The sequence below is a fragment of the Nissabacter archeti genome (assembly GCF_018257325.1).
GTDB classification, from domain to species: Bacteria; Pseudomonadota; Gammaproteobacteria; order Enterobacterales; family Enterobacteriaceae; genus Chimaeribacter; species Chimaeribacter arupi.
In genome coordinates this window covers 34,262-54,285 of sequence record NZ_JAERKB010000005.1, presented here as the reverse complement: position 1 = coordinate 54,285, position 20,024 = coordinate 34,262, and the positions used below count along the sequence as shown (strand labels likewise).

Genomic DNA, 20,024 nt, shown 5'->3' with positions numbered 1-20,024 from the left:
TAAGGTGCGCTTTTACGCAGCCGTCTTTTTAATCCGCTGTTTGAAACAAGCAGCGCCGCAGGTTAGCGGGTCAAATCGTCGAAGAACTTTTTCACGCCGTCGAAGAAGGATTTCGACCGCGGGCTGTTGTTCTCACCCGACGGGCCACCGAGGCTGTCTTCCAGCTCACGCAGCAGCTGTTTCTGTTTTTCGCTCAGGTTGACCGGCGTCTCGACCACCACGCGGCACAGCAGGTCACCCTGCGCCCCGCCACGGACCGATTTCACGCCTTTGCCGCGCATACGGAACAGTTTACCGGTCTGCGTTTCTGTCGGCACTTTCAGCTTCACGCGGCCATCCAGGGTCGGGACTTCAATTTCCCCGCCCAGGGCTGCCATCGCAAAGTTGATCGGCACTTCACAGTAGAGGTTATTGCCTTCACGCTCGAAGATCGGGTGGGCTTTCACCTGCACCTGAACGTAGAGATCGCCTGCCGGTGCACCGTGCTCCCCGGCTTCGCCCTCACCCGCCAGGCGGATGCGGTCACCGGTGTCCACGCCGGCCGGGATTTTCACCGACAGCGTTTTGGATTTCTCTACCCGGCCGTGGCCGTGGCAGGTGTTGCACGGGTCTTTAATGATCTGGCCACGCCCCTGACAGTGCGGACATGCCTGCTGCACCGTGAAGAAGCCCTGGCGCATCTGCACCTGACCGGCACCATGACAGGTTGGGCAGGTGACCGGGGAGCTGCCCGGTTTCGCGCCGCTGCCGTGGCAGATGTCACACTCTTCCAGCGTCGGGATGCGGATCTCTTTGGTGACGCCGCGAACGGCCTCTTCCAGCGTCAGCTCCATGTTATAGCGCAGGTCAGAGCCACGGCTGGCACGCTGACGGCGGCCGCCGCCAAAGATGTCGCCGAACACGTCGCCGAAGATGTCGCTGAAGTCTGCACCGCCGCCACCGAAGCCGCCGCCGCCGCCCATGCCGCCCTGTTCAAAGGCTGCATGGCCGTACTGATCGTAGGCCGCACGCTTCTGGGCGTCCGTCAGGATCTCGTACGCTTCTTTGATCTCTTTGAATTTGGCTTCCGACTCTTTATCACCCTGATTACGGTCCGGGTGGTATTTCATCGCCAGGCGTTTATAGGCCTTTTTGATCTCACGCTCTTCCGCTGTTTTGGAAACGCCTAAAATCTCGTAATAGTCTTTCTTCGCCATTCTGTTGTCCTGCCCTCAACATGCGTGCACGGGCGTAGAGTTTCCCCGACGCCCGTGCCTGGTTATCAGCAGCAGGGTGATATTCCTGGTTTCCCCGGCCTCACCGCTGCTGTGCCCGCTTAAGGGCGATTATTTTTTGTCTTTAACTTCTTCGAATTCAGCGTCGACAACGTCATCTTCTTTCTTGGCACCGTCAGTTGGCTGGCCTTCAGCCGCACCGGCCTGAGCCTGAGCCACTTCCAGCAGCTTGCCGGAAACCTGCACCAGCGCCTGGATTTTCGCTTCGATGTCTGCTTTGTCTTCGCCTTTCAGCGCGGCTTCCAGATCTTTCAGCGCGGCGTCGATCGGTGCTTTGTCGTCAGCAGAGAGTTTGTCACCGGCTTCTTCCAGCTGTTTACGGGTGCTGTGCACCAGATGGTCAGCCTGGTTGCGGGTCTGAACCAGTTCTTCGAACTTACGGTCAGACTCGGCGTTGGCTTCCGCCTCACGCACCATTTTCTGCACTTCTTCATCGCTCAGGCCGGAAGAGGCTTTGATGGTGATCTTCTGCTCGCGACCGGTGTTTTTGTCTTTCGCCGACACATGCAGGATACCGTCCGCATCGATGTCGAAGGTCACTTCGATCTGTGACATGCCGCGCGGTGCCGGCTGGATGCCGTCCAGGTTGAACTGGCCCAGGGACTTGTTGTCCGCGGCACGTTTACGCTCACCCTGCAGCACGTGGATGGTCACGGCGGACTGGTTGTCTTCCGCAGTCGAGAACACCTGGCTGTGCTTGGTCGGGATCGTGGTGTTTTTGGTGATAAGCGGAGTCATCACGCCGCCCATGGTTTCGATACCCAGGGAGAGCGGGGTCACGTCCAGCAGCAGCACGTCTTTCACGTCACCGCTCAGCACGCCGCCCTGAACCGCAGCACCGATGGCCACTGCTTCGTCCGGGTTAACGTCTTTACGCGGCTCTTTGCCGAAGAAGTCTGCCACTTTTTTCTGCACCATCGGCATACGGGTCTGACCGCCGACCAGGATCACGTCGTTGATCTCGGACACAGACAGGCCGGCATCCTGCAGGGCCACTTTCAGCGGCTCAATGGAGCGTGCAACCAGATCTTCTACCAGCGACTCGAGTTTGGCACGGGTCACTTTGATGTTCATGTGTTTCGGACCGGTTGCGTCTGCGGTGATGTACGGCAGGTTCACGTCGGTCTGTTGTGCAGAGGAAAGCTCGATTTTCGCTTTTTCTGCTGCTTCTTTCAGGCGCTGCATCGCCAGCGGATCGTTGCGCAGGTCAATGCCCTGCTCTTTTTTGAACTCATCCACCAGGTAGTTGATCATACGGCTGTCGAAGTCTTCACCACCCAGGTGGGTATCACCGTTGGTTGCCAGTACTTCGAAGGTTTTTTCGCCGTCAACGTCATCGATTTCGATGATGGAGATATCGAAAGTACCGCCACCCAGGTCATAAACTGCGATGGTGCGGTTGCCCGCGCCTTTGTCCATGCCGTATGCCAGTGCGGCAGCAGTCGGTTCGTTGATGATACGTTTGACTTCCAGACCTGCGATACGGCCGGCGTCTTTGGTCGCCTGACGCTGTGCATCGTTGAAGTAGGCCGGAACGGTGATAACGGCTTCAGTGACCGGCTCGCCCAGGTAGTCTTCTGCCGTTTTCTTCATTTTTTTCAGCACTTCAGCAGAGATCTGCGGCGGTGCGATTTTCTGGCCTTTTACGTCGATCCAGGCGTCACCGTTGTCTGCGCTGATGATCTGGTAAGGCATGATGCCTTTGTCGCGCTGGACTTCTTCGTCCTGGAAGCGACGGCCGATCAGGCGCTTGATCGCAAACAGGGTGTTTTGCGGGTTAGTGACAGCCTGACGTTTAGCCGGTTGACCTACCAGGGTCTCACCGTCCTGCGCATAAGCAATGATAGAAGGCGTGGTACGGTCGCCTTCGCTGTTCTCCAGCACGCGAGCCTGAGTGCCGTCCATGATTGCCACACAAGAGTTGGTTGTACCCAGGTCGATACCAATAATTTTGCCCATCTAAACGTCTCCACTAAATATTCATATTCGATCAGGTTGCTAATAGATATGCGGGCGGTTTTTTGCTTTTCAACGCCCGATATGTCCGGCTTGCCCGCGATTAGCAACTGCGGTTGCAAATAAGATGGGGCCAAGCGCGACGGCATCAAGGGGCAGAGATGAAAAAAAAATGCGTTTTCTTCCTTTCCGGATCAATGTTTGCCCATTTGCCGCTGATTATGATGGCGCGCCCTGCACCGTGAAGAAGGTTATCGGGGCATTTTTCCCGTTTTCAAATCCGGCCACTTACTCTTTTGTGATGCAGAGGACCTATGCACACCACGCACTACGCCAACCCCGCGCCCCTTGGGCTGATGGGCTTTGGTATGACCACGATCCTGCTTAATCTCCATAACGCGGGCTTTTGCGACCTGACGGCCGTTGTCCTGAGTATGGGGCTGTTTTTTGGCGGCCTGGCACAGATCCTCGCCGGGCTGTTGGAATTCAAAAAAGGCAACACCTTCGGCATGACCGCCTTTACCTCGTACGGCGCGTTCTGGCTCAGCCTGGTCGGGATTTTACTGCTGCCGCAACTGGGCCTGGCCCAGGCCAGTGACGGCGAAACGCTGGGCGGTTATCTGGCGCTGTGGGGCGTTTTTACCCTGTTTATGTTTTTCGGCACGCTGCGCGCCAACCGGGTGATGCAGTTTGTTTTCGCCAGCCTGGCGCTGCTGTTTGCGCTGCTGGCTGTGGGTAATCTCACCGGCAATGCCGGGCTGCTGCGCATTGCCGGGTTTGAAGGCATCGTCTGCGGTGCGAGCGCCATCTACCTGGCGATGGCGGAAGTGCTGAAAGAGCAGTTCGGGCGCACGGTGTTGCCGATTGGTGAAGCGGCCTGAATAAAACATCGGCGTAAATAATAGAGGAATAAAAAAGCCCTGTCTGACAGGGCTTTTTCTTTGTATTTTTTCTTTTACTGCGCGCTTATCGCTCCGGCGCCAGCGCGATTTTTTGTGCGCCTTCTGATGAGCGCCGGTTCAGCACCAGCCCTACCCCCACCCCTATCGCGGCCAGCGCCAGCACATAATAGGCCGGTGCCATCGGCGTCAGGGTCATCAGCAGGGTAACGCAAATGGGGGTCAGCCCGCCAAAAATCGCGTAGGCCACATTATACGAGAAAGAGATGCCGGTAAAACGCACCGCAGCCGGGAAGGCCCGCACCATCACATACGGCACCGCGCCCACCACCCCGACGCTGAACCCGGCCAGGGTATAGGCGGCGAACAGGGTCGGCGCATCCGCCGAGGCGAGATGGTAAAACGCCCAGCAACCGCCGCCCAGCAGCAGGGAGCCGCCGATCAGCGTCTTGCCGCCGCCGATGCGGTCCGCCAGCATCCCGCTCACCACACAGCCCACCAGCAACGCCACCGTCGCCAGGCAGTTGGCCTGCAACGCCAGCGCCGCCGGGACGCCCAGCTGTTTTTGCAGGTAGGTCGGCGTCATCAGGATCACCACCACGATGCCGGCCGAGAGCAGCCAGGTCACCAGCATACTGATCACCAGGCCGCGCTTATGGGCCGTCAGCACCGTTTTCAGCGGCAACTGTTGCGCCAGCGTTTTGCGTTGCTGCATCTCCGTGAAGACCGGTGTCTCTTTCAACCAGCGGCGCAGGTACATGGCGCCAAGGCCGAACAGGCCACCGAGGAAGAACGGAATGCGCCAGCCGCCCTGCGCCAGCGCCTGGGGCGTCAGCCAGGTGTTCAGCAAGGCGGCGACCAGCGACCCTAATAAAATCCCGGCGGTCAGCCCGGCCGTCAGGGTGCCGCAGGCAAAACCAGTGCGCCGATCCGGCACATGTTCCGCTACAAACACCCAGGCCCCCGGCACCTCGCCGCCGATCGCCGCGCCCTGCAACATCCGCAGTAACAGCAGCAGCAACGGCGCAGCAATGCCGATGGAGGCATAGGTCGGCAACAGCCCCATCGCCAATGTCGGCAGCGCCATCAGCAGGATGCTCAGGCTGAACATCTTCTTACGGCCGGCTTTGTCGCCAAAGTGCGCCATGATGATGCCGCCCAACGGGCGCGCCAGATAGCCGGCAGCGAAAATGCCGAACGTCTGCACTAACCGCAGCCACTCCGGCATCTGCGCTGGAAAGAACAGGTCGCCGATAACAGCCGCAAAGTAAACGAAGATAATGAAATCGTAGAACTCCAGCGCACCGCCCAGGGCGGCCAGGGAGAGGGTTTTGAAATCTTGCCGGTTCAGGCGGGAGGTAGCGTCAGGGATCATAATTAACCACGCGAATCAGGGGTAAAGAGTGCCGATTGTCTGTAAAGTTAACATGACTATATCGGCAATTTATTTACACACCAGCGCTGAGGCAGCTTATGACAGAAAAGCCTGAACTTTAGTTATTTGTTTCGCGGATGGCACTTTTAGGGCGGAAAGCTGCTGTCACCTGGGGGTTGGTCTCCACGTACGGCCCGTCCAGCAACTGGATACAATATGGGACACTGGCGAAGATGCCGTGTACAACTACCTTTCCACTTTCATCTTTCAGCCCTTCCAGCGTCTCCTGAATCGACTTCGGCTGGCCGGGCAGGTTAATGATTAACGCCTGTTTGCGGATCACCGCCACCTGGCGGGACAAAATAGCCGTCGGCACAAAATTCAGGCTGATCTGGCGCATCTGTTCGCCAAAGCCCGGCATTTCGCGGTCAGCTACCGCCAGCGTCGCGTCCGGCGTGACGTCCCGGCGGGCCGGGCCGGTGCCGCCGGTGGTCAGCACCAGGTGGCAGCCGCTCTCATCCACCAGCTCGCACAGGGTCTGCTCAATCAGCGTCTGCTCGTCCGGGATCAGGCGGGTTTCCACCACAAACGGCGAGGTCAGCGCCGTCGCCAGCCATGCCTGTAAAGCGGGAATGCCCTTATCCTGATAAACCCCGCTGGAGGCGCGGTCGGACACCGACACCAGACCAATGCGTAATGTATTCATACTCCACCTTTCCACACATGCTTCATTATGCGCTTTAGTATACGAATTCTGCCCCGGCTGCGATCCTTCCGGCATAAAAAAAGGCGGCCGGAGCCGCCTTTTCTGCGCCTTGTTCCGCCTTACAGCAGATCAGCGATCATTTTTTCCAGCTTTTCCTGATCCGCCGCGAATTTGCGGATGCCGTCGGTGAGTTTTTCCACGGCCATCGGGTCACTGTTGTGCTGCCAGTAGAATTCAGACTCGGTCAGCGGTTGCGGACGATCTTTAATCTCACCGGTATAGGAGAGTTTACGCTCCAGTGTGCCTTCGCTTTCCGCCAGCTCTTTCAGCAGGGCCGGGGCGATGGTCAGGCGGTCACACCCGGCCAGCTCAATGATTTCACCGATATTACGGAAGCTGGCACCCATCACCACGGTGTCGTAGCCATGCTCTTTGTAATATTTGTAGATCTCGGTAACGGACACCACGCCCGGATCTTCGTGGGATTCGAACTCTTTTTTCTCGCCGTTGGCTTTGTACCAGTCGAGGATACGGCCCACGAACGGGGAGATCAGGTACGCACCGGCTTCGGCACAGGCACGCGCCTGGGCGAAGGAGAACAGCAGCGTCAGGTTACAGTTGATCCCGGCTTTTTCCAGTTGCTCCGCAGCACGGATGCCCTGCCAGGTCGAGGCCAGTTTGATCAGGATACGATCGTTGCTGATCCCGGCGTCGTTGTAGAGTTTCATCAGGCGCTTGGCCTTGGCGACGCTCGCCTCGGTGTCATAGGAGAGGCGCGCATCCACTTCCGTGGAGATACGGCCTGGGATCAGCTTCAGGATTTCGAGGCCGATGTTTACGGCCAGCTTGTCAGAGGCATCCATGATTTGCTGATCGTGATCGTTGCTCTGGTCACGCGCCCAGGCAATGGCTTCTTCAATCAGTTTGCGGTATTCAGGGATTTGGGCGGCGTTCAGAATCAGGGAAGGGTTGGTGGTGGCATCTTGCGGCTGATAAAGTTTCATCGCTGCGATGTCGCCGGTATCCGCAACCACGGTCGTCAGCTGGCGCAGGGCAGTCAGTTTATTGGTCATGTTGGCATTTCTCATAGGATGGGTATTCATGGAGGCCGGGCGGCCTGGCCGTTGCCTGATAATAACATGCAACCGAAGCCGCGCAAGGCACGATCTGGGCGAAAACCTTACCGATTCCCACACACCTTCCGCCTGCAAAAATGACGCTGCAATTCAACCAGATCGGGCCAATCGTTCTGACAGGCAGCGCCGTGCAGTTCGTGGTAAAGTCGCGGTGGATGTCAGGTTTATACCGGTGCCCGGTTAACATCATGACCGGGCCGCGCGTGTGCCCCCCGCAATGAGGCCCTTCATGACAGAATTGCTGGATTTTCTTAACGCCCTGCTTTGGGATTCGATCCTGATTTACCTGCTGATCGGTGCCGGTCTCTATTTTATCTACCGCACCGGCGGCCTGCCGCTGCGCCACCTGCCGGAGATGTTCCGCGTGCTGACGCAACGCCGCGCCCACCCGCCGGGCAGCCTCTCTGCCTGGCAGGCGCTGTGCCTCAGCCTCGCGGGGCGCGTCGGGGCCGGTAATCTCGCCGGGGTGGCGGTGGCCATCAATACCGGCGGGCCGGGGGCAATTTTCTGGATGTGGGTAATAAGCTGGCTGAGCATGATCACCGCGCTGGTGGAGAGCACGCTGGGCCAACTCTATAAAACCCGTGACAGCCACGGGCAACTGCGCGGCGGCCCGGCCTGTTATATGGAAAAAGGACTGGGAATGCGCTGGATGGGGGTGGTGTTTGCCCTGCTGCTGATCTTTGCCTTTGGCTTCGCGTTTAATACCTTACAGGCAGGCACCATGGCGGTGGTGAACCGTTATGCGCTGAATTGCCCGCCGCTGGTGCTGGCGCTGGGCCTGTTGCTGCCCGGCGGCCTGGTGCTGTCGGGCGGGCTGCCGCGGATTGCCCGCTGTTGCGCCCTGCTGGTGCCGCTGCTCCTGCTGCTCTACCTGGCCCTGACCCTCTGGACGATGGCGACCCACCTCGCGGCATTGCCGCAGGTGTTCGCGGCCATTTTCCGCGGGGCGTTCGGCGCAGAACAGGCCGCAGGCGGCGCGATGGGTTACGGTATGTCACAGGCGATGACCCAGGGCGCCCAGCGCGGGATGTTCTCGAATGAGGCCGGGCTGGGGACCGTGCCGAATGCCGCGGCCTCGGCCCGCCCGACGCCGTTGCACCCGGTTTCCCAGGGGTATATGCAGATGCTCGGCGTGGTGGTGGACACCCTGATGATCTCCAGCGCCACGGCGATGATCATGCTGCTGGCCGGTACGCCCGGCCGCGCCCACCCGGCGCAGGGTGTGACCTTAACGCCGGAAGCCTTTGCGGCATTTTCCGGGCTGTGGGGCGGCCCGCTGGTGACGCTGGTGGTGTTTCTGTTCGCCTTCACCGCCATGCTGGCCAACTATGCCTATGCCGAAAATAACCTGCTGTTCCTGACCCGCCACCGCCCGGTTGGCCTGGTGCTGTTGCGCGTGCTGGTGCTGTTGGCGGCGGCGGCAGGTATCCTCTGGGATATCAGCTGGCTCTACCCGCTGGCGACCATCGCCACGGCGCTGATGACCCTCACCAACCTCACGGCGCTGCTGCTGCTGTCCGGGGTGGCGTTTACCCTCATCAAAGATTATCACCGCCAGCGCCAGATTGGCCGGGAGCCGGTGTTTAATGCCGCCCACTTCCCGGCGCTGCAAAAACAGCTTTCGCCCGGCATCTGGGAGCGCGAACGCTGAGACGGCGCGCCCTATCAAACTCATCGCCCCTTTTTACGCGGGCATTTGGTAGAGTAGCGCCAGGAAAACAGAGGACTGCCCGTTATGTTGATGATTATCTCCCCCGCCAAAACGCTGGATTATGAAAGCCCGCTGGCGACCACCCACTATACCCAACCGGCACTGCTGGACCACAGCCAGGCGCTGATCGAACGCTGCCGGGCGCTCACCCCGGCCCAGATCGCCAGCCTGATGAGCATCAGCGACAAGCTCGCTGACCTCAACGCCGGCCGTTTCCAGAACTGGACGCCGGATTTCACGCCGGACAATGCGCGCCAGGCGCTGCTGGCGTTCAAAGGCGATGTCTATACCGGGCTGGAAGCGCACACCTTCAGCGAACAGGATTTCAGCTTTGCCCAGCAACATCTGCGGATGCTGTCCGGCCTGTATGGCCTGCTGCGCCCGCTGGATCTGATGCAGCCTTACCGGCTGGAAATGGGCACGAAACTGGACACGCCGCGCGGCAAGGATCTCTACGCCTTCTGGGGGGAAATCATCACCACGGCGCTGAATGAGGCGGTGGCGGCGCAAGGGGATAATGTGGTGGTGAACCTGGCCTCGGATGAGTACTTCCGCGCCGTGAAACCGAAACAGCTTCAGGCCGAGATCGTGAAGCCGGTGTTCCTGGACGAGAAAAACGGCAGTTATAAAGTCATCAGCTTCTATGCCAAAAAGGCGCGCGGGCTGATGAGCCGCTTTATCATTACCCGGCGGCTGACGCAGCCGGAACAGCTTAAAGCGTTTGACCTGGAAGGCTACCGTTTAGACGAGGCGCGCTCGCAGGGCAACGAGTATGTCTTTACCCGCGCCCAGCCGTAACCCGGCCCGGCGGTATAAAAGAAAAAGCCGGGCGAATGCCCGGCTGGAGAAGTACAGATAACAATGCGTACCGATCAGTAGGTGCCTTTCGCCACCCACGGGCGGCCGGAGCCGGTGCCGCGTTCGGTCCCCGGTTCGTCGCCCTGCGTCCACCAGGAGGCCTGGTAGTTGGTGCCTTTCCAGCTGACGGTTTCGCCACCGCTGTACGCTTTGGTTTTGTCCCACAGCGGGTTGGGCGTGTCCTCTGCCGGTGCAGCAGGTTCTTCCGGTTCTTCCGCCGGGATCTCCTCTTCTTCATACTCCTCGTCAGGGTACGCCTCTTCCCCTGCGGCAATGACCGTCAGCACAAAGGTCTCCAGCGTTGAGCTGGCGTTTTTGCTGTCCGTCACTTCCAGCGAGAAGGTGAAGCTGGCTTCGCTGACGACATCCGGGACGATGAATTCAATGTCAGAGGCGGTTTTGTCCGTCACGTAAATCGCCGCCGGTACCGTCCACAGGTACGTGATTTCATCATCATCCGGATCATGGGAACCCACACCATTCAGGCGCACTTTTGACCCGCCCACAACCTGAAGATCAATCGCCGCCACCGGCGCACGGTTCTCAGCACCCGGTTCTTCTTCTTCCGGTGCCGGTTCATCCGGCACGGTGCCGCTGACGTTGATGCCTTCGAAATAGAACGGAGACATATCAATCACTTTTTTGCTGATGCTGCACCCCAGGCCTTCACGCGCCGCGTTAACCAGCACGCCGTTATCCTGGTCGATAGTCCAGGTAAACAGGGCACCCAGCCCTTTCTGTGCCACGTATTCCCCTTTGGCTTTGACGGAGCGCGGGGTTTCGCATGACATATAGAGCTTGGTTTCCGGGTTATACAGGTAATCGGCATCTGCCACCTGGTCGGTGTAGACGTTGAAGCCGTTGCGCCCTTTCTGGTTTTCCAGATCGATGTAGTTCTTGATCAGGTCATACCATTCAGTGGTGCCGCTCTCAAAGGTACCGGTGGTTTTTTCGCCTTCGGTAGGCTTATAGGTGCCTTTCAGCGGGGAGAAACTTTCGATCTCGGTATTCTGGCCGTTACGGGTATAAGCGGCATAGCCGACGTTGATGCGATCGGGTGCCACGCCTTGTGCAATCAGGTAATCCACTGCGGTATCCACGCCCCAGCCGTCTTTTTCCAGCGCATGGAGGTTGGTATGGTGGGCGAGCGTTTCTGCCCAGGGTGTACCGAAGAAGTCATAGGTCATGACGTTAAGGCCGTACAGGCCGGCCTCCAGCAGGCCTTTGATGTTGCTGTGCTCCAGCGTGCTGGGCACCGCCGAGCAGGCGATACTGATTTTGATGTCTTTACGGTTAATCGCCGCAAACTCTTTTGTCAGTTCGGCAATCAGCAGCGCATAGTTTGCGCCGTCTTCCGGGCCGTGCGGGTTGTTGTTCCCGATATTGTTCGGGTACTCCCAGTCAAGGTCTACCTCACTGAACATCGGGAAGCGTTTGAACAGGCCGGCGGTGCTTTTGGCAAAGGCACTGCGGCCTTCGGCGGTTTTCGCCATATTGTGGAACCCGTTACTCAGCGTCCAGCCACCGATACTCAAAGACAGCACCAGGTTATGCCCCTGCGCCTTGGCTTTTTTCTGCAGATCGCGCAGCCCGCCGACAACCCCTTTGGCGTTGGCCTGGGTCAGTGAGGAAAGAGAAAGTTCTACCCAGCCCGGATTATCCAGCCCGCAGTTGGTGGATGACGCGAAATCACCCCACGGGTCAAGGAAGGTGACTTCATTGTCTTTTTTATTGGCCTGCTGTGCCGCATTCGCCACGGTCTGTTGCTTTTCACCCTGATCGCCAACAATACCGATAAAACCTAAAATAATTTTGTCATAGGCGGTCGGGGAAACATTTGCCAGGTCATACCCACGTCCGCGCGCTTCAATCCCGGCGGAGCCACCACTCTGTAAGCGGCCGTCATACTGTGACCAGTCAGTGTAATAACCAAATACTTTAGGTTTATTCGCGGTGTTATATTTATTGTAAACGGGTTTAGTCACCCTGGCAGAGGTGGTGCTGTATTTAATCGTTTCGGTTGCGGGATCAAAACCATCCATCTTATAGGACTGCTCTGACAGATCGTCAGTTTGAATAAGTTTACTTGTCGCCATTTTATTTACCTTATGTAGTGTGAGAAAACATCAAACAGCCTTGCGCTGTGGACGTTATTTTTCGCTCTGCACGCCACGAAAACAAATCACACCACATCAAAATTATTATGTGAACAATCACTCACCCAGATAATAAAGTTTCCCACATGTATTGAGAAAAGAAAAACCCGCTCACCTTCATTGTCAGGCCGCGCTTCCCCGACATCATTTACCTATCTCTGCCGAAGGAAACATTAATTTTCCTGTTCTTAGCCTGACATATTATGTTACGTCCAAATACATAATTATCGCGATAAATCCGGCTCAAAAAATATAATTTGAGTAAAACTCAAAAGGGTATTTAGTAAAACTAAAAAAGGGTGGTTTTTATTGAAGTGCTCCACAGAATAAAATAAACGACAATGTTTTAGCCATCTCAGAACTAGATTATTGTGCAAACGCAATTACGCTTTTAAAAGTCCATCCGTTCCTGCAATGAACGCAACACATAAGAGAGCTTAATATGATGAGCAACTATCTTCTGAATAAGATGTGTATTTTCAATGAGAATGCTAAAGAACTGAAATTAGTGGACAGTGATGTCATTATAAAGCTCACGTCCATGCGGGCACGTTGCCTCAGCTATATCATTGAACATGCCAATGAAGACGTGATTGAAAAATCCTCGCTTTCACAGGCGCTCTGGGGGAAACGCAGCCAATTTGCCAGCGATGCCAGTCTGACCCAAACCCTCTATTTAATCCGGAAAGATCTCAAGACCCTGGGGCTGGATGACTTTTTTATTACCGTTCCGCGCTCTGGTATCCGGGTTAATGATACAGTGCAGATAGAGAAATTAGAGAAGGCGCCGGAGATCGTCTATCCGCGCAAAGGACTTTATCTCACTGGGGGTGCCTTAATTCTGTTTTTAATTGCGGTAGGCACCCTTTTCTTCCTCTATTAGTCGTTATAAACAAGGGGAAACCTTATGTTTACTAATCCTGTTATTAATAGCATCATAGAAAAAGAAGGACATTATGTTGATCACCCTCATGATAAGGGTGGGCCGACATGCTGGGGCATTACGGAAGACGTCGCCCGTAAGCATGGTTACAGGGGGGCGATGAAAGATCTCCCTAAAGAAAAAGCCTATAGTATTCTGGAGGATGACTACTGGCGAACACCGAAGTTTGACAAGGTGCATGACCTGGCGCCGATCCTGGCCCTGGAGCTGTGTGATACCGGTACGAATGTCGGCACCGTTCTTCCGGTGAAATGGTTGCAGCGCTGGCTGAATGCCTTTAATAACCAACAAAAATATTATCCTGATATTGTTGTCGACGGCCTGTTAGGCCCAAAATCATTCTCTTCCCTTGAGAGCTTCCTGAAAAAAAGGAATCCGCATGGTGAGAATGTTTTGATAACCTCTTTGAATTGCAGTCAGGGAAATTACTATCTGGAATTGGTGGAGAAAAGGGAGAAGAACGAAACGTTCATTTATGGCTGGATGAGTACACGCGTAGCATTAATCTGACTGAGATAAAAAGGAGAACGTCCTGTTCTCCTTTTTAGTCTTTTAGGCTGCATTTGCTTACTTAATCACGACCGCATTCCCCCCCAGGATATTTTTAATGCGCTCCCCGGCGACGGTTAACAGCGTACCGGAAAAGGCCCCGCCCAGCCCGGCCATCATGATAATCATATGTGAGCTTAATCCCCGCTCCAGCCCCAGCACACTCAGAATAAAGCCACTGAAGCAGGAGATAACCACCTGCGCAATACAACGGCGCGCCAGGTTCTCTTTGGACAAGCCATCTTTTTGCAGCAGTACGCGGATAATACCGCCCCAGGAGGCCATAATAAGAATGACCAGCAGTAATTCAAATTCCATAAAAGCAAAGTTTTCTACCATTGTTGCGTTCATAACCGATACCTCATTGAGTCATTAAAAAGGAGTTGTCTTGCTGGGGTGCATTTTAGGACCCGGCACCTGGGCCGGCAAATCACGCTGCCTCTCGTTTTCTATGTGACGTGTGTATAAAAATAATTATCTGTGAGCCTGAGCCGGGTTCAACATGTGATTAACTAGAGAAGTCATTACTCTCGTATTTCTTAACAAGTGGGTAAAAGAGAAATATTTAAGGAGGGCTTAAATCAATATTAAATGGCTTTTAATTTAGTAAGCAAGCTTTCAATCGTTGAATGGTAAGCGGAATTAACATAATGGCTGGCATACACATTAACCGGATAAGGCTCTAATTCCGGAGGAAGCGACAGTGTCGCCAGCTTCTTTTTTTCTTTATCTATCAAAAAACGGGCAATATCCTCAGGGACAATCGCAATCATATCACTCTTTTCAATCGCATTAATAATTCCGCTAAAACTGTTGGACCGATAAGCAATTTTACGCTTTCCCCGAAACTCATGGTTAATATGCATAAGCCTGCCTAATAAAGTGGTGTCCATATCGGAGATTTCCCCATTCATGCCTGCATGAGGCAGGGCATAATAATTTGCCAGGGTGATCCCCTCATTGGCGGCCAGCAGGTGATCTGAGCGGCAAATGGCGACAAACTTTTGCAGGCTATTTATTTTCTCCGATATTATTGACTCGTGAACGAGTGGCAAAAATGTTAACGCCAGATCACTTTTATTCTGTAACAGGCTATCGGTTAATTCAAACTCGTCCTGGTTTATCAGGGTATAAAAAACGATATTGTTTATCTGTAAATAGCCCATCTCAATTAATTGTGAGACGTAGTAAGCCTCGGTAAAATCTGATCCGGTTATCCGCAAAAATTCTAAATGACTCTCCTCCTTTTGATAGACTTCAATTATATTATCAACTATATCAATAGCTTGCCTGAAGGAACGGTTAATTTCCAATGCTGACGGGGTGGGCTTGAGTCCGGTGCCGGTTCTAATGAACAACTCCTGACCAAAATGCTTTTGCAGGCGGCTCAGAGAAAGGCTCACGGCGGAAGTGGAAAGGTTCAAACGCTTTGCGGCTTTAGACGCGCTCCCTGCGGCGATCACCTCATCCATAATTCGGATAAGGTTGTAGTCGAATAACGGGGAACGTCTTTCTTTCATTGCTGCCTCATGAGCGTTTTAGGCACGTTATCACTTTAGATATCGCTACATCCCTCTCCGGGTAAAATAACTTAGCCTAACTCACCTAAAAAGATTTAAAATTGAGAAGTTTGCGGCAGGCGAAGTTGGATAATTTTTATGTATAAAAAAAGGCCATTAAAAAATGGCCTTTATCTGAAAAGAGAGGGGAAAAAATTTATGCAGGAATATTCAGTAAAAATTCTCTTATTTTCAGGTAGTCAGCAGGCAGGTCGTGTGACAATAAATCCAGCCCGGCACGTGCCGCTAACGCCTCTGGCAAATCGAGTTCTTTTCCGAGAATCGCTTCCACACTCTCTTTGAATTTTGCCGGGTGCGCCGTTCCCAGGAACAGGCCAAATTCCCCTTCCTGGAGTTGATCGCGTAATAAACGGTAAGCGATGGCGGCGTGCGGCTCAGAGAGATAGCCTTTTTCATCCAGCTCACGCAGGGTATCACGGGTGGTTTCATCATCCACTGCGCCAAAGCCCAGCTCTTTCAGTTGCCAGGTTTTACGGCGGAACAGCTCCTCTACCCGCGGCCAGTTATTCGGCTGGCTGACATCCATCGCGTTCGACAGCGTAGCCACCGTGGTTTGCGGCTGCCAAGCCCCGGCTTGCAGGAAGCGCGGCACCGTGTCGTTGGCATTGGTGGCGGCAATAAAGCGTTTCACCGGCAGGCCCAGGGATTTCGCCAGCAGCCCGGCGGTCAGGTTTCCGAAGTTGCCGCTCGGCACCGACACCACCAGCTGGTTACGTGCCTCTTGCGGCAACTGCGCCACGGCTTCGAAGTAGTAGCAAATCTGTGCCAGCAGGCGGCTGATATTGATCGAGTTGGCGGAATTGAGGCCGAGGCGCTGTTTCAGCTCTTCATCATCAAACGCCTGTTTCACCAGCGCCTGGCAGGCATCGAAATCCCCCTCAACCGCGACGGTGTGGATATTGCCGCCCAGGGTACAGAACAGTTTCTCTTGCAGCGGGCTGATTTTCCCGCGCGGGTAGAGGATAACCACCCGCACATTCTCCATGCCATAGAACGCATGGGCCACGGCGGCCCCGGTGTCACCGGAGGTGGCCGTCAGGATGGTGACCGGCTGGTTGCCGGAGACCAGCGCCAGCATCTGCGCCATGAACCGGCCGCCAAAATCTTTGAATGCCAGGGTCGGGCCGTGGAACAGCTCCAGGGCGGCGATATCCTCTTCCACGTTCACCACCGGGGCCGGGAAAGCGAAGGCGGCACGCACCCGCGCTTCCAGCGTCTCAACCGGGATCTCATCGCCAATCATGGCTGACAGGATGCGGGTGCTGCGGGTCACGAAATCCTGCTCCAGCAGGCGGTCGATCTCCGTCAGCTCAAACTCCGGCAGTTCCAGCGGGAAAAACAGCCCCTGCTGTTTCCCTAACCCCTGCTTAACCGCCTGGGCGAAGCTGACTTGTTCGTTATGATCCTTCAGGTTGTAGAGTTTCATGTCTTATCCTAATTGTCGTGCGCCGGTGGTATCCAGACGGCATATATGAACAAAACCTTCATCATTTTGCAGGTAATGGTTTTGCAGCCATTCCGCCATGCGCTTCGCGGTGGCGGCCTCATTGCATACGGCAAACAGTGTCGGGCCGGAGCCGGAGATTCCGCAGGCCAGTGCGCCGATGTCCCCCGCGGCTTTGCGCGCCTCGGCGAAGCCGGGCAGCAGGCGGGTACGGTACGGTTCGGCGATCACATCGTTCATCAATTTGGCGGCCAGCAGCGGCTGGCGGGTATGGCAGGCGTGGATGAACCCCGCCAGGTAACGCCCATGGCTGATGCAATCCTGCCGGCGATATTGCGCAGGCAGAATGGCACGCGCCTCGGCGGTGGAGACTTTAATGCCGGGATAGGCCATCACCCAGAACCAGTCATCAAAGGCCGGCACCGGCTGGCTGATGATGCCGTCCGCTTCCAGCATCAGTTGCAGGCCCCCCAGGTAGCAGGGGGCGACGTTGTCATAATGCACGCTGCCGGAGATGCGCCCTTCCAGCTCGCCCATTAGGGAGAGCATGGTGGTTTCATCCAGCGGGCGGTCACAAAATTCGTTCATCGCCATCAGCCCGGCGACCACCGAGCAGGCGCTGGAGCCGAGGCCGGAGCCGATCGGCATGTTTTTTTCCAGCGTCATCGCCACCGGGATTTCGCGGCCGACGGCCTGGCAGAAACGCTGCCAGCACTGGTAGACGATATTCTCTTTCGGGTCATCCGGCAGTTTGCTGACGAAACGCCCTTCATTACGCAGACTGAATGTGGCGGCCGCCTCAACGCTGACGCAGTCGCCCAGCAGGGTGCCGTCCACCGGTGACACGGCCGCGCCCAGCACATCAAAGCCTACGCTGACGTTTCCGATTGACGCCGGTGCATACACCTTAACCATATTAAACCCCCAACTTCCATGACAGTGTGCGTAAAAGATCTGCAAAGACGCCGGCCGCCGTGACATCATTCCCGGCCCCGTAACCCCGCAGCACCAGCGGCAGCGGCTGGTAGTAACGGCTGTAGAACGCCAGGGCGTTTTCACCGTTCTTCACTTTAAACAATGGATCGTTGCCGTCAACGGCCGCGATTTTCACTTTGCAGCGCCCCTCTTCAATCACCCCGATATAACGCAGCACTTTCCCGGCGTCCCGCGCCTCCGCCACCCGGCGGGCGAACGCGTCGTCAAGCGTGGGCAGGCGTTGCAGGAAGGTGGCCACGTCACCCTGGCTGTCAAAGGTGGCGGGCAGCACCGGTTCCACCTCAATCTCATTCAGCTCCAGCGTATACCCGGCCTCACGCGCCAGGATCAGCAGCTTGCGCGCCACGTCCATGCCGGAGAGATCGTCACGCGGATCGGGTTCGGTATAGCCCATCTCTTTCGCCTGCAACGTGGCCGCCGAGAGTGACATGCCTTCATCCAGCTTGCCGAAGATAAAGGAGAGCGAACCGGAAAGAATACCGGAGAAGCGAGTAAGCTCATCGCCCGCATTCAGCAGGTTTTGCAGGTTTTCAATCACCGGCAGCCCCGCCCCGACGTTGGTGTCGTAGAGGAATTTGCGGCGGGAGCCTTGCGCGGCTTTGCGCAGCTGGTGGTAGTAATTCATCGACGAGGTGTTGGCCTTTTTGTTCGGCGTTACCACGTGGAACCCATCGGCCAGGAAATCGGCATACTGGTCCGCCACATCCTGGCTGGAGGTGCAGTCCACAATCACCGGGTTCAGCAGGTGATACTCTTTCACCAGGCGGATCAGGCGGCCCAGGTTGAAACTCTCCTGCGCGGCACCCAGCTCATCACGCCAGCTCTCCAGCGCAATGCCGTGCACGTTGGTCAGCATCGCCCGGGAGTTGGCAATGCCGCAGACCCGCAAATCGATGTGCTTTTGCTTCAGCCACGCCTGCTGGCGGTTGATCTGCTCGATCAAGGCACCGCCGACCCCGCCGACGCCAATTACAAACACCTCGATCACCTGATCGGTGTTGAACAGCATCTGGTGGCTGACACGCACGCCGGTGGTGGCGTCATCATTGTTGACCACCACGGAGATCGAGCGCTCAGAGGAGCCTTGCGCAATCGCCACAATATTGATGTTGGCCCGCGCCAGCGCTGAGAAGAATTTAGCCGAGATGCCGCGCAAGGTGCGCATCCCATCCCCCACCACAGAGATCACCGCCAGCCGCTCCATCACATCCAGCGGTTCCAGCAGGCCATCTTTCAGCTCCAGATAAAACTCCTCTTCCAGGGCGTAACGGGTGCGCGCCATATCGCTCTGCGGCACGCAGAAGCTGATGCTGTATTCCGACGAGGACTGGGTGATCAGCACCACGGAGATCCCGGCGCGGGACATCACGGCAAACACACGCGCCGCCATGCCGACCATGCCTTTCATGCCCGGCCCGGAGACGTTGAACATCGCCATATTGTTCAGGTTGGTGATGCCTTTGACCGGGTTGGCCTCGTCATGGCTGTCACCCCCAATCAGCGTGCCCGGTGCCTGCGGGTTGGCGGTGTTTTTGATCAGGCACGGGATCTGGAACTGGGCAATCGGCGTGATGGTGCGCGGGTGCAGCACTTTGGCCCCAAAATAGGAGAGCTCCATCGCCTCCTGATAGGACATCGATTTCAGCAGGCGCGCATCCGGCACGGTGCGCGGGTCACAGGTGTAGACGCCGTCAACATCCGTCCAGATCTCACAGCAGTCGGCGCGCAAACAGGCCGCCAGCACCGCCGCTGAGTAGTCGGAGCCATTGCGGCCCAGCACCACCAGTTCCCCCTTCTCATTGCCGGCGGTAAACCCGGCCATCAGGATAATATGGTCAGCGGGAATGGCCGCGGCAGAGATCCGCAGGGTGGACTCGGTGATGTCCACGGTCGATTCCAGATAGTGCCCCTGGGCCAGCAGCTTCTCGACCGGGTTGATCACCGTGACCGGGAAGCCTTTCGCGCGGAATACCGCTTCCATGATCGCGATGGAGAGTTTCTCACCCAGACAGATGATCGCGGCGTTGACGCTGTCGGGGCACTGCCCCAGCAGGGCGATGCCGTGCAGCTTCTGCTTAAGCTGGGCGATCTCCTGCTCCACAAACGCTTTCACCCCGGCCAGATCGAACCCCGGCTGCGCCTGTGCCAGCCCGGTGAGCAGCTCAGAGAAAATACGCTCGGCATCGCTGATATTCGGCTGGATGTCCTGCCCTGCGACCGTTTTTTCCACCATGGCCACCAGGTGGTTGGTGATCTTCGCCGGTGCAGAAAGGACGGTGGCGACTTGTCCCTGACGTGCGTTGCTTTCCATGATATCGGCCACGCGTAAAAAGCGCTCCGCATTCGCTACCGAGGTCCCGCCAAATTTCAGCACTCGCATTTCTGGTTTCTCCTGAATTTATGCCGAAAAAAAAGCCCGCACTGTGAGGTGCGGGCTT

The 20,024-nt window shown here is 56.4% G+C and carries 16 protein-coding genes and 1 other annotated feature (1 of these 17 cut by a window edge); of the genes, 5 read left to right on the top strand and 11 right to left on the bottom strand.

What is annotated here, in order from left to right; all coding sequences use genetic code 11:
* Positions 1 to 62: 62 nt before the first annotated feature.
* Both dnaJ and dnaK read right to left on the bottom strand, forming a co-directional pair.
* Entirely contained in the window at positions 63 to 1,196 is a 1,134-nt protein-coding gene (gene dnaJ, locus JK232_RS07845; RefSeq protein WP_072928673.1) for a molecular chaperone DnaJ, read from the bottom strand.
* A 129-nt stretch (positions 1,197 to 1,325) separates the two neighbouring features.
* A complete protein-coding gene (gene dnaK / locus JK232_RS07840; protein WP_072928672.1) occupies positions 1,326 to 3,233 on the bottom strand; it encodes a molecular chaperone DnaK in 1,908 nt (635 codons plus the stop codon).
* Between the two features lie 311 nt (positions 3,234 to 3,544).
* Here dnaK and satP point away from each other — a divergent pair, with 311 nt between their 5' ends.
* Positions 3,545 to 4,111, top strand: a complete 567-nt coding sequence (satP, locus tag JK232_RS07835) for an acetate uptake transporter (RefSeq protein WP_101828004.1) — start codon at positions 3,545 to 3,547, stop codon at positions 4,109 to 4,111.
* Positions 4,112 to 4,196: 85 nt separating this feature from the next.
* On the opposite strand, the gene JK232_RS07830 is transcribed toward satP, so the two are convergent.
* From JK232_RS07830 to tal, 3 genes are all read right to left on the bottom strand, one after another.
* Entirely contained in the window at positions 4,197 to 5,504 is a 1,308-nt protein-coding gene (locus tag JK232_RS07830) for an MFS transporter (RefSeq protein WP_101828005.1), read from the bottom strand.
* 118 nt (positions 5,505 to 5,622) lie between these two features.
* Positions 5,623 to 6,210 (bottom strand): molybdopterin adenylyltransferase, encoded by a 588-nt coding sequence (gene mog / locus JK232_RS07825; RefSeq protein WP_072928669.1) that lies wholly within the window; start codon positions 6,208 to 6,210, stop codon positions 5,623 to 5,625.
* A 119-nt stretch (positions 6,211 to 6,329) separates the two neighbouring features.
* Positions 6,330 to 7,283 (bottom strand): transaldolase, encoded by a 954-nt coding sequence (tal, locus tag JK232_RS07820; protein ID WP_072929070.1) that lies wholly within the window; start codon positions 7,281 to 7,283, stop codon positions 6,330 to 6,332.
* Between the two features lie 292 nt (positions 7,284 to 7,575).
* Here tal and JK232_RS07815 point away from each other — a divergent pair, with 292 nt between their 5' ends.
* Positions 7,576 to 9,000 carry an alanine/glycine:cation symporter family protein gene (locus JK232_RS07815; RefSeq protein WP_212589026.1) on the top strand — a complete coding sequence of 475 codons (1,425 nt, stop codon included), beginning with the start codon at positions 7,576 to 7,578 and terminating at the stop codon, positions 8,998 to 9,000.
* 84 nt (positions 9,001 to 9,084) lie between these two features.
* Complete coding sequence (gene yaaA / locus JK232_RS07810) at positions 9,085 to 9,858, top strand: peroxide stress protein YaaA (RefSeq protein ID WP_212589025.1); 774 nt, start codon at positions 9,085 to 9,087, stop codon at positions 9,856 to 9,858.
* A 74-nt stretch (positions 9,859 to 9,932) separates the two neighbouring features.
* On the opposite strand, the gene JK232_RS07805 is transcribed toward yaaA, so the two are convergent.
* Positions 9,933 to 12,014 carry a glycoside hydrolase family 18 protein gene (locus JK232_RS07805; RefSeq protein ID WP_072928666.1) on the bottom strand — a complete coding sequence of 694 codons (2,082 nt, stop codon included), beginning with the start codon at positions 12,012 to 12,014 and terminating at the stop codon, positions 9,933 to 9,935.
* 502 nt (positions 12,015 to 12,516) lie between these two features.
* Between JK232_RS07805 and JK232_RS07800 the strand changes: the two genes are divergently transcribed.
* Together JK232_RS07800 and JK232_RS07795 are read left to right on the top strand one after the other, a co-directional pair.
* The gene (locus JK232_RS07800) at positions 12,517 to 12,957 is read left to right on the top strand and encodes a winged helix-turn-helix domain-containing protein (RefSeq protein WP_079205233.1); all 441 of its coding nucleotides are present in this window, start codon (positions 12,517 to 12,519) and stop codon (positions 12,955 to 12,957) included.
* Positions 12,958 to 12,981: 24 nt separating this feature from the next.
* The gene (locus JK232_RS07795) at positions 12,982 to 13,527 is read left to right on the top strand and encodes a glycoside hydrolase family 108 protein (protein ID WP_072928665.1); all 546 of its coding nucleotides are present in this window, start codon (positions 12,982 to 12,984) and stop codon (positions 13,525 to 13,527) included.
* A 57-nt stretch (positions 13,528 to 13,584) separates the two neighbouring features.
* Here the strand turns inward: JK232_RS07795 and JK232_RS07790 are convergent, their stop codons facing one another.
* The 5 genes from JK232_RS07790 to thrA form a co-directional block, all read right to left on the bottom strand.
* A complete protein-coding gene (locus JK232_RS07790) occupies positions 13,585 to 13,917 on the bottom strand; it encodes a phage holin family protein (RefSeq protein ID WP_079205232.1) in 333 nt (110 codons plus the stop codon).
* A 236-nt stretch (positions 13,918 to 14,153) separates the two neighbouring features.
* Complete coding sequence (locus tag JK232_RS07785; protein WP_212589024.1) at positions 14,154 to 15,086, bottom strand: LysR family transcriptional regulator; 933 nt, start codon at positions 15,084 to 15,086, stop codon at positions 14,154 to 14,156.
* A gap of 196 nt (positions 15,087 to 15,282) precedes the next feature.
* The gene (thrC, locus tag JK232_RS07780) at positions 15,283 to 16,572 is read right to left on the bottom strand and encodes a threonine synthase (protein ID WP_072928663.1); all 1,290 of its coding nucleotides are present in this window, start codon (positions 16,570 to 16,572) and stop codon (positions 15,283 to 15,285) included.
* 3 nt (positions 16,573 to 16,575) lie between these two features.
* The gene (gene thrB, locus JK232_RS07775; protein ID WP_072928662.1) at positions 16,576 to 17,505 is read right to left on the bottom strand and encodes a homoserine kinase; all 930 of its coding nucleotides are present in this window, start codon (positions 17,503 to 17,505) and stop codon (positions 16,576 to 16,578) included.
* A gap of 1 nt (position 17,506) precedes the next feature.
* The gene (gene thrA / locus JK232_RS07770) at positions 17,507 to 19,966 is read right to left on the bottom strand and encodes a bifunctional aspartate kinase/homoserine dehydrogenase I (RefSeq protein ID WP_072928661.1); all 2,460 of its coding nucleotides are present in this window, start codon (positions 19,964 to 19,966) and stop codon (positions 17,507 to 17,509) included.
* Positions 19,967 to 19,991: 25 nt separating this feature from the next.
* Positions 19,992 to 20,024: a sequence feature (Thr leader region), on the bottom strand; it runs 86 nt beyond the window's last position.

Excerpts from the sequence above, each read along its gene's own strand:
- tal (WP_072929070.1), bottom strand. The coding sequence starts at position 7,283 with ATGACCAATAAACTGACTGCCCTGCGCCAGCTGACGACCGTGGTTGCG.
- yaaA (WP_212589025.1), top strand. The coding sequence starts at position 9,085 with ATGTTGATGATTATCTCCCCCGCCAAAACGCTGGATTATGAAAGCCCG.
- dnaJ (WP_072928673.1), bottom strand. The coding sequence starts at position 1,196 with ATGGCGAAGAAAGACTATTACGAGATTTTAGGCGTTTCCAAAACAGCG.
- JK232_RS07800 (WP_079205233.1), top strand. The coding sequence starts at position 12,517 with ATGATGAGCAACTATCTTCTGAATAAGATGTGTATTTTCAATGAGAAT.
- JK232_RS07795 (WP_072928665.1), top strand. The coding sequence starts at position 12,982 with ATGTTTACTAATCCTGTTATTAATAGCATCATAGAAAAAGAAGGACAT.
- JK232_RS07785 (WP_212589024.1), bottom strand. The coding sequence starts at position 15,086 with ATGAAAGAAAGACGTTCCCCGTTATTCGACTACAACCTTATCCGAATT.
- thrB (WP_072928662.1), bottom strand. The coding sequence starts at position 17,505 with ATGGTTAAGGTGTATGCACCGGCGTCAATCGGAAACGTCAGCGTAGGC.
- JK232_RS07805 (WP_072928666.1), bottom strand. The coding sequence starts at position 12,014 with ATGGCGACAAGTAAACTTATTCAAACTGACGATCTGTCAGAGCAGTCC.
- JK232_RS07815 (WP_212589026.1), top strand. The coding sequence starts at position 7,576 with ATGACAGAATTGCTGGATTTTCTTAACGCCCTGCTTTGGGATTCGATC.
- thrA (WP_072928661.1), bottom strand. The coding sequence starts at position 19,966 with ATGCGAGTGCTGAAATTTGGCGGGACCTCGGTAGCGAATGCGGAGCGC.
- thrC (WP_072928663.1), bottom strand. The coding sequence starts at position 16,572 with ATGAAACTCTACAACCTGAAGGATCATAACGAACAAGTCAGCTTCGCC.
- dnaK (WP_072928672.1), bottom strand. The coding sequence starts at position 3,233 with ATGGGCAAAATTATTGGTATCGACCTGGGTACAACCAACTCTTGTGTG.
- JK232_RS07830 (WP_101828005.1), bottom strand. The coding sequence starts at position 5,504 with ATGATCCCTGACGCTACCTCCCGCCTGAACCGGCAAGATTTCAAAACC.
- satP (WP_101828004.1), top strand. The coding sequence starts at position 3,545 with ATGCACACCACGCACTACGCCAACCCCGCGCCCCTTGGGCTGATGGGC.
- JK232_RS07790 (WP_079205232.1), bottom strand. The coding sequence starts at position 13,917 with ATGAACGCAACAATGGTAGAAAACTTTGCTTTTATGGAATTTGAATTA.
- mog (WP_072928669.1), bottom strand. The coding sequence starts at position 6,210 with ATGAATACATTACGCATTGGTCTGGTGTCGGTGTCCGACCGCGCCTCC.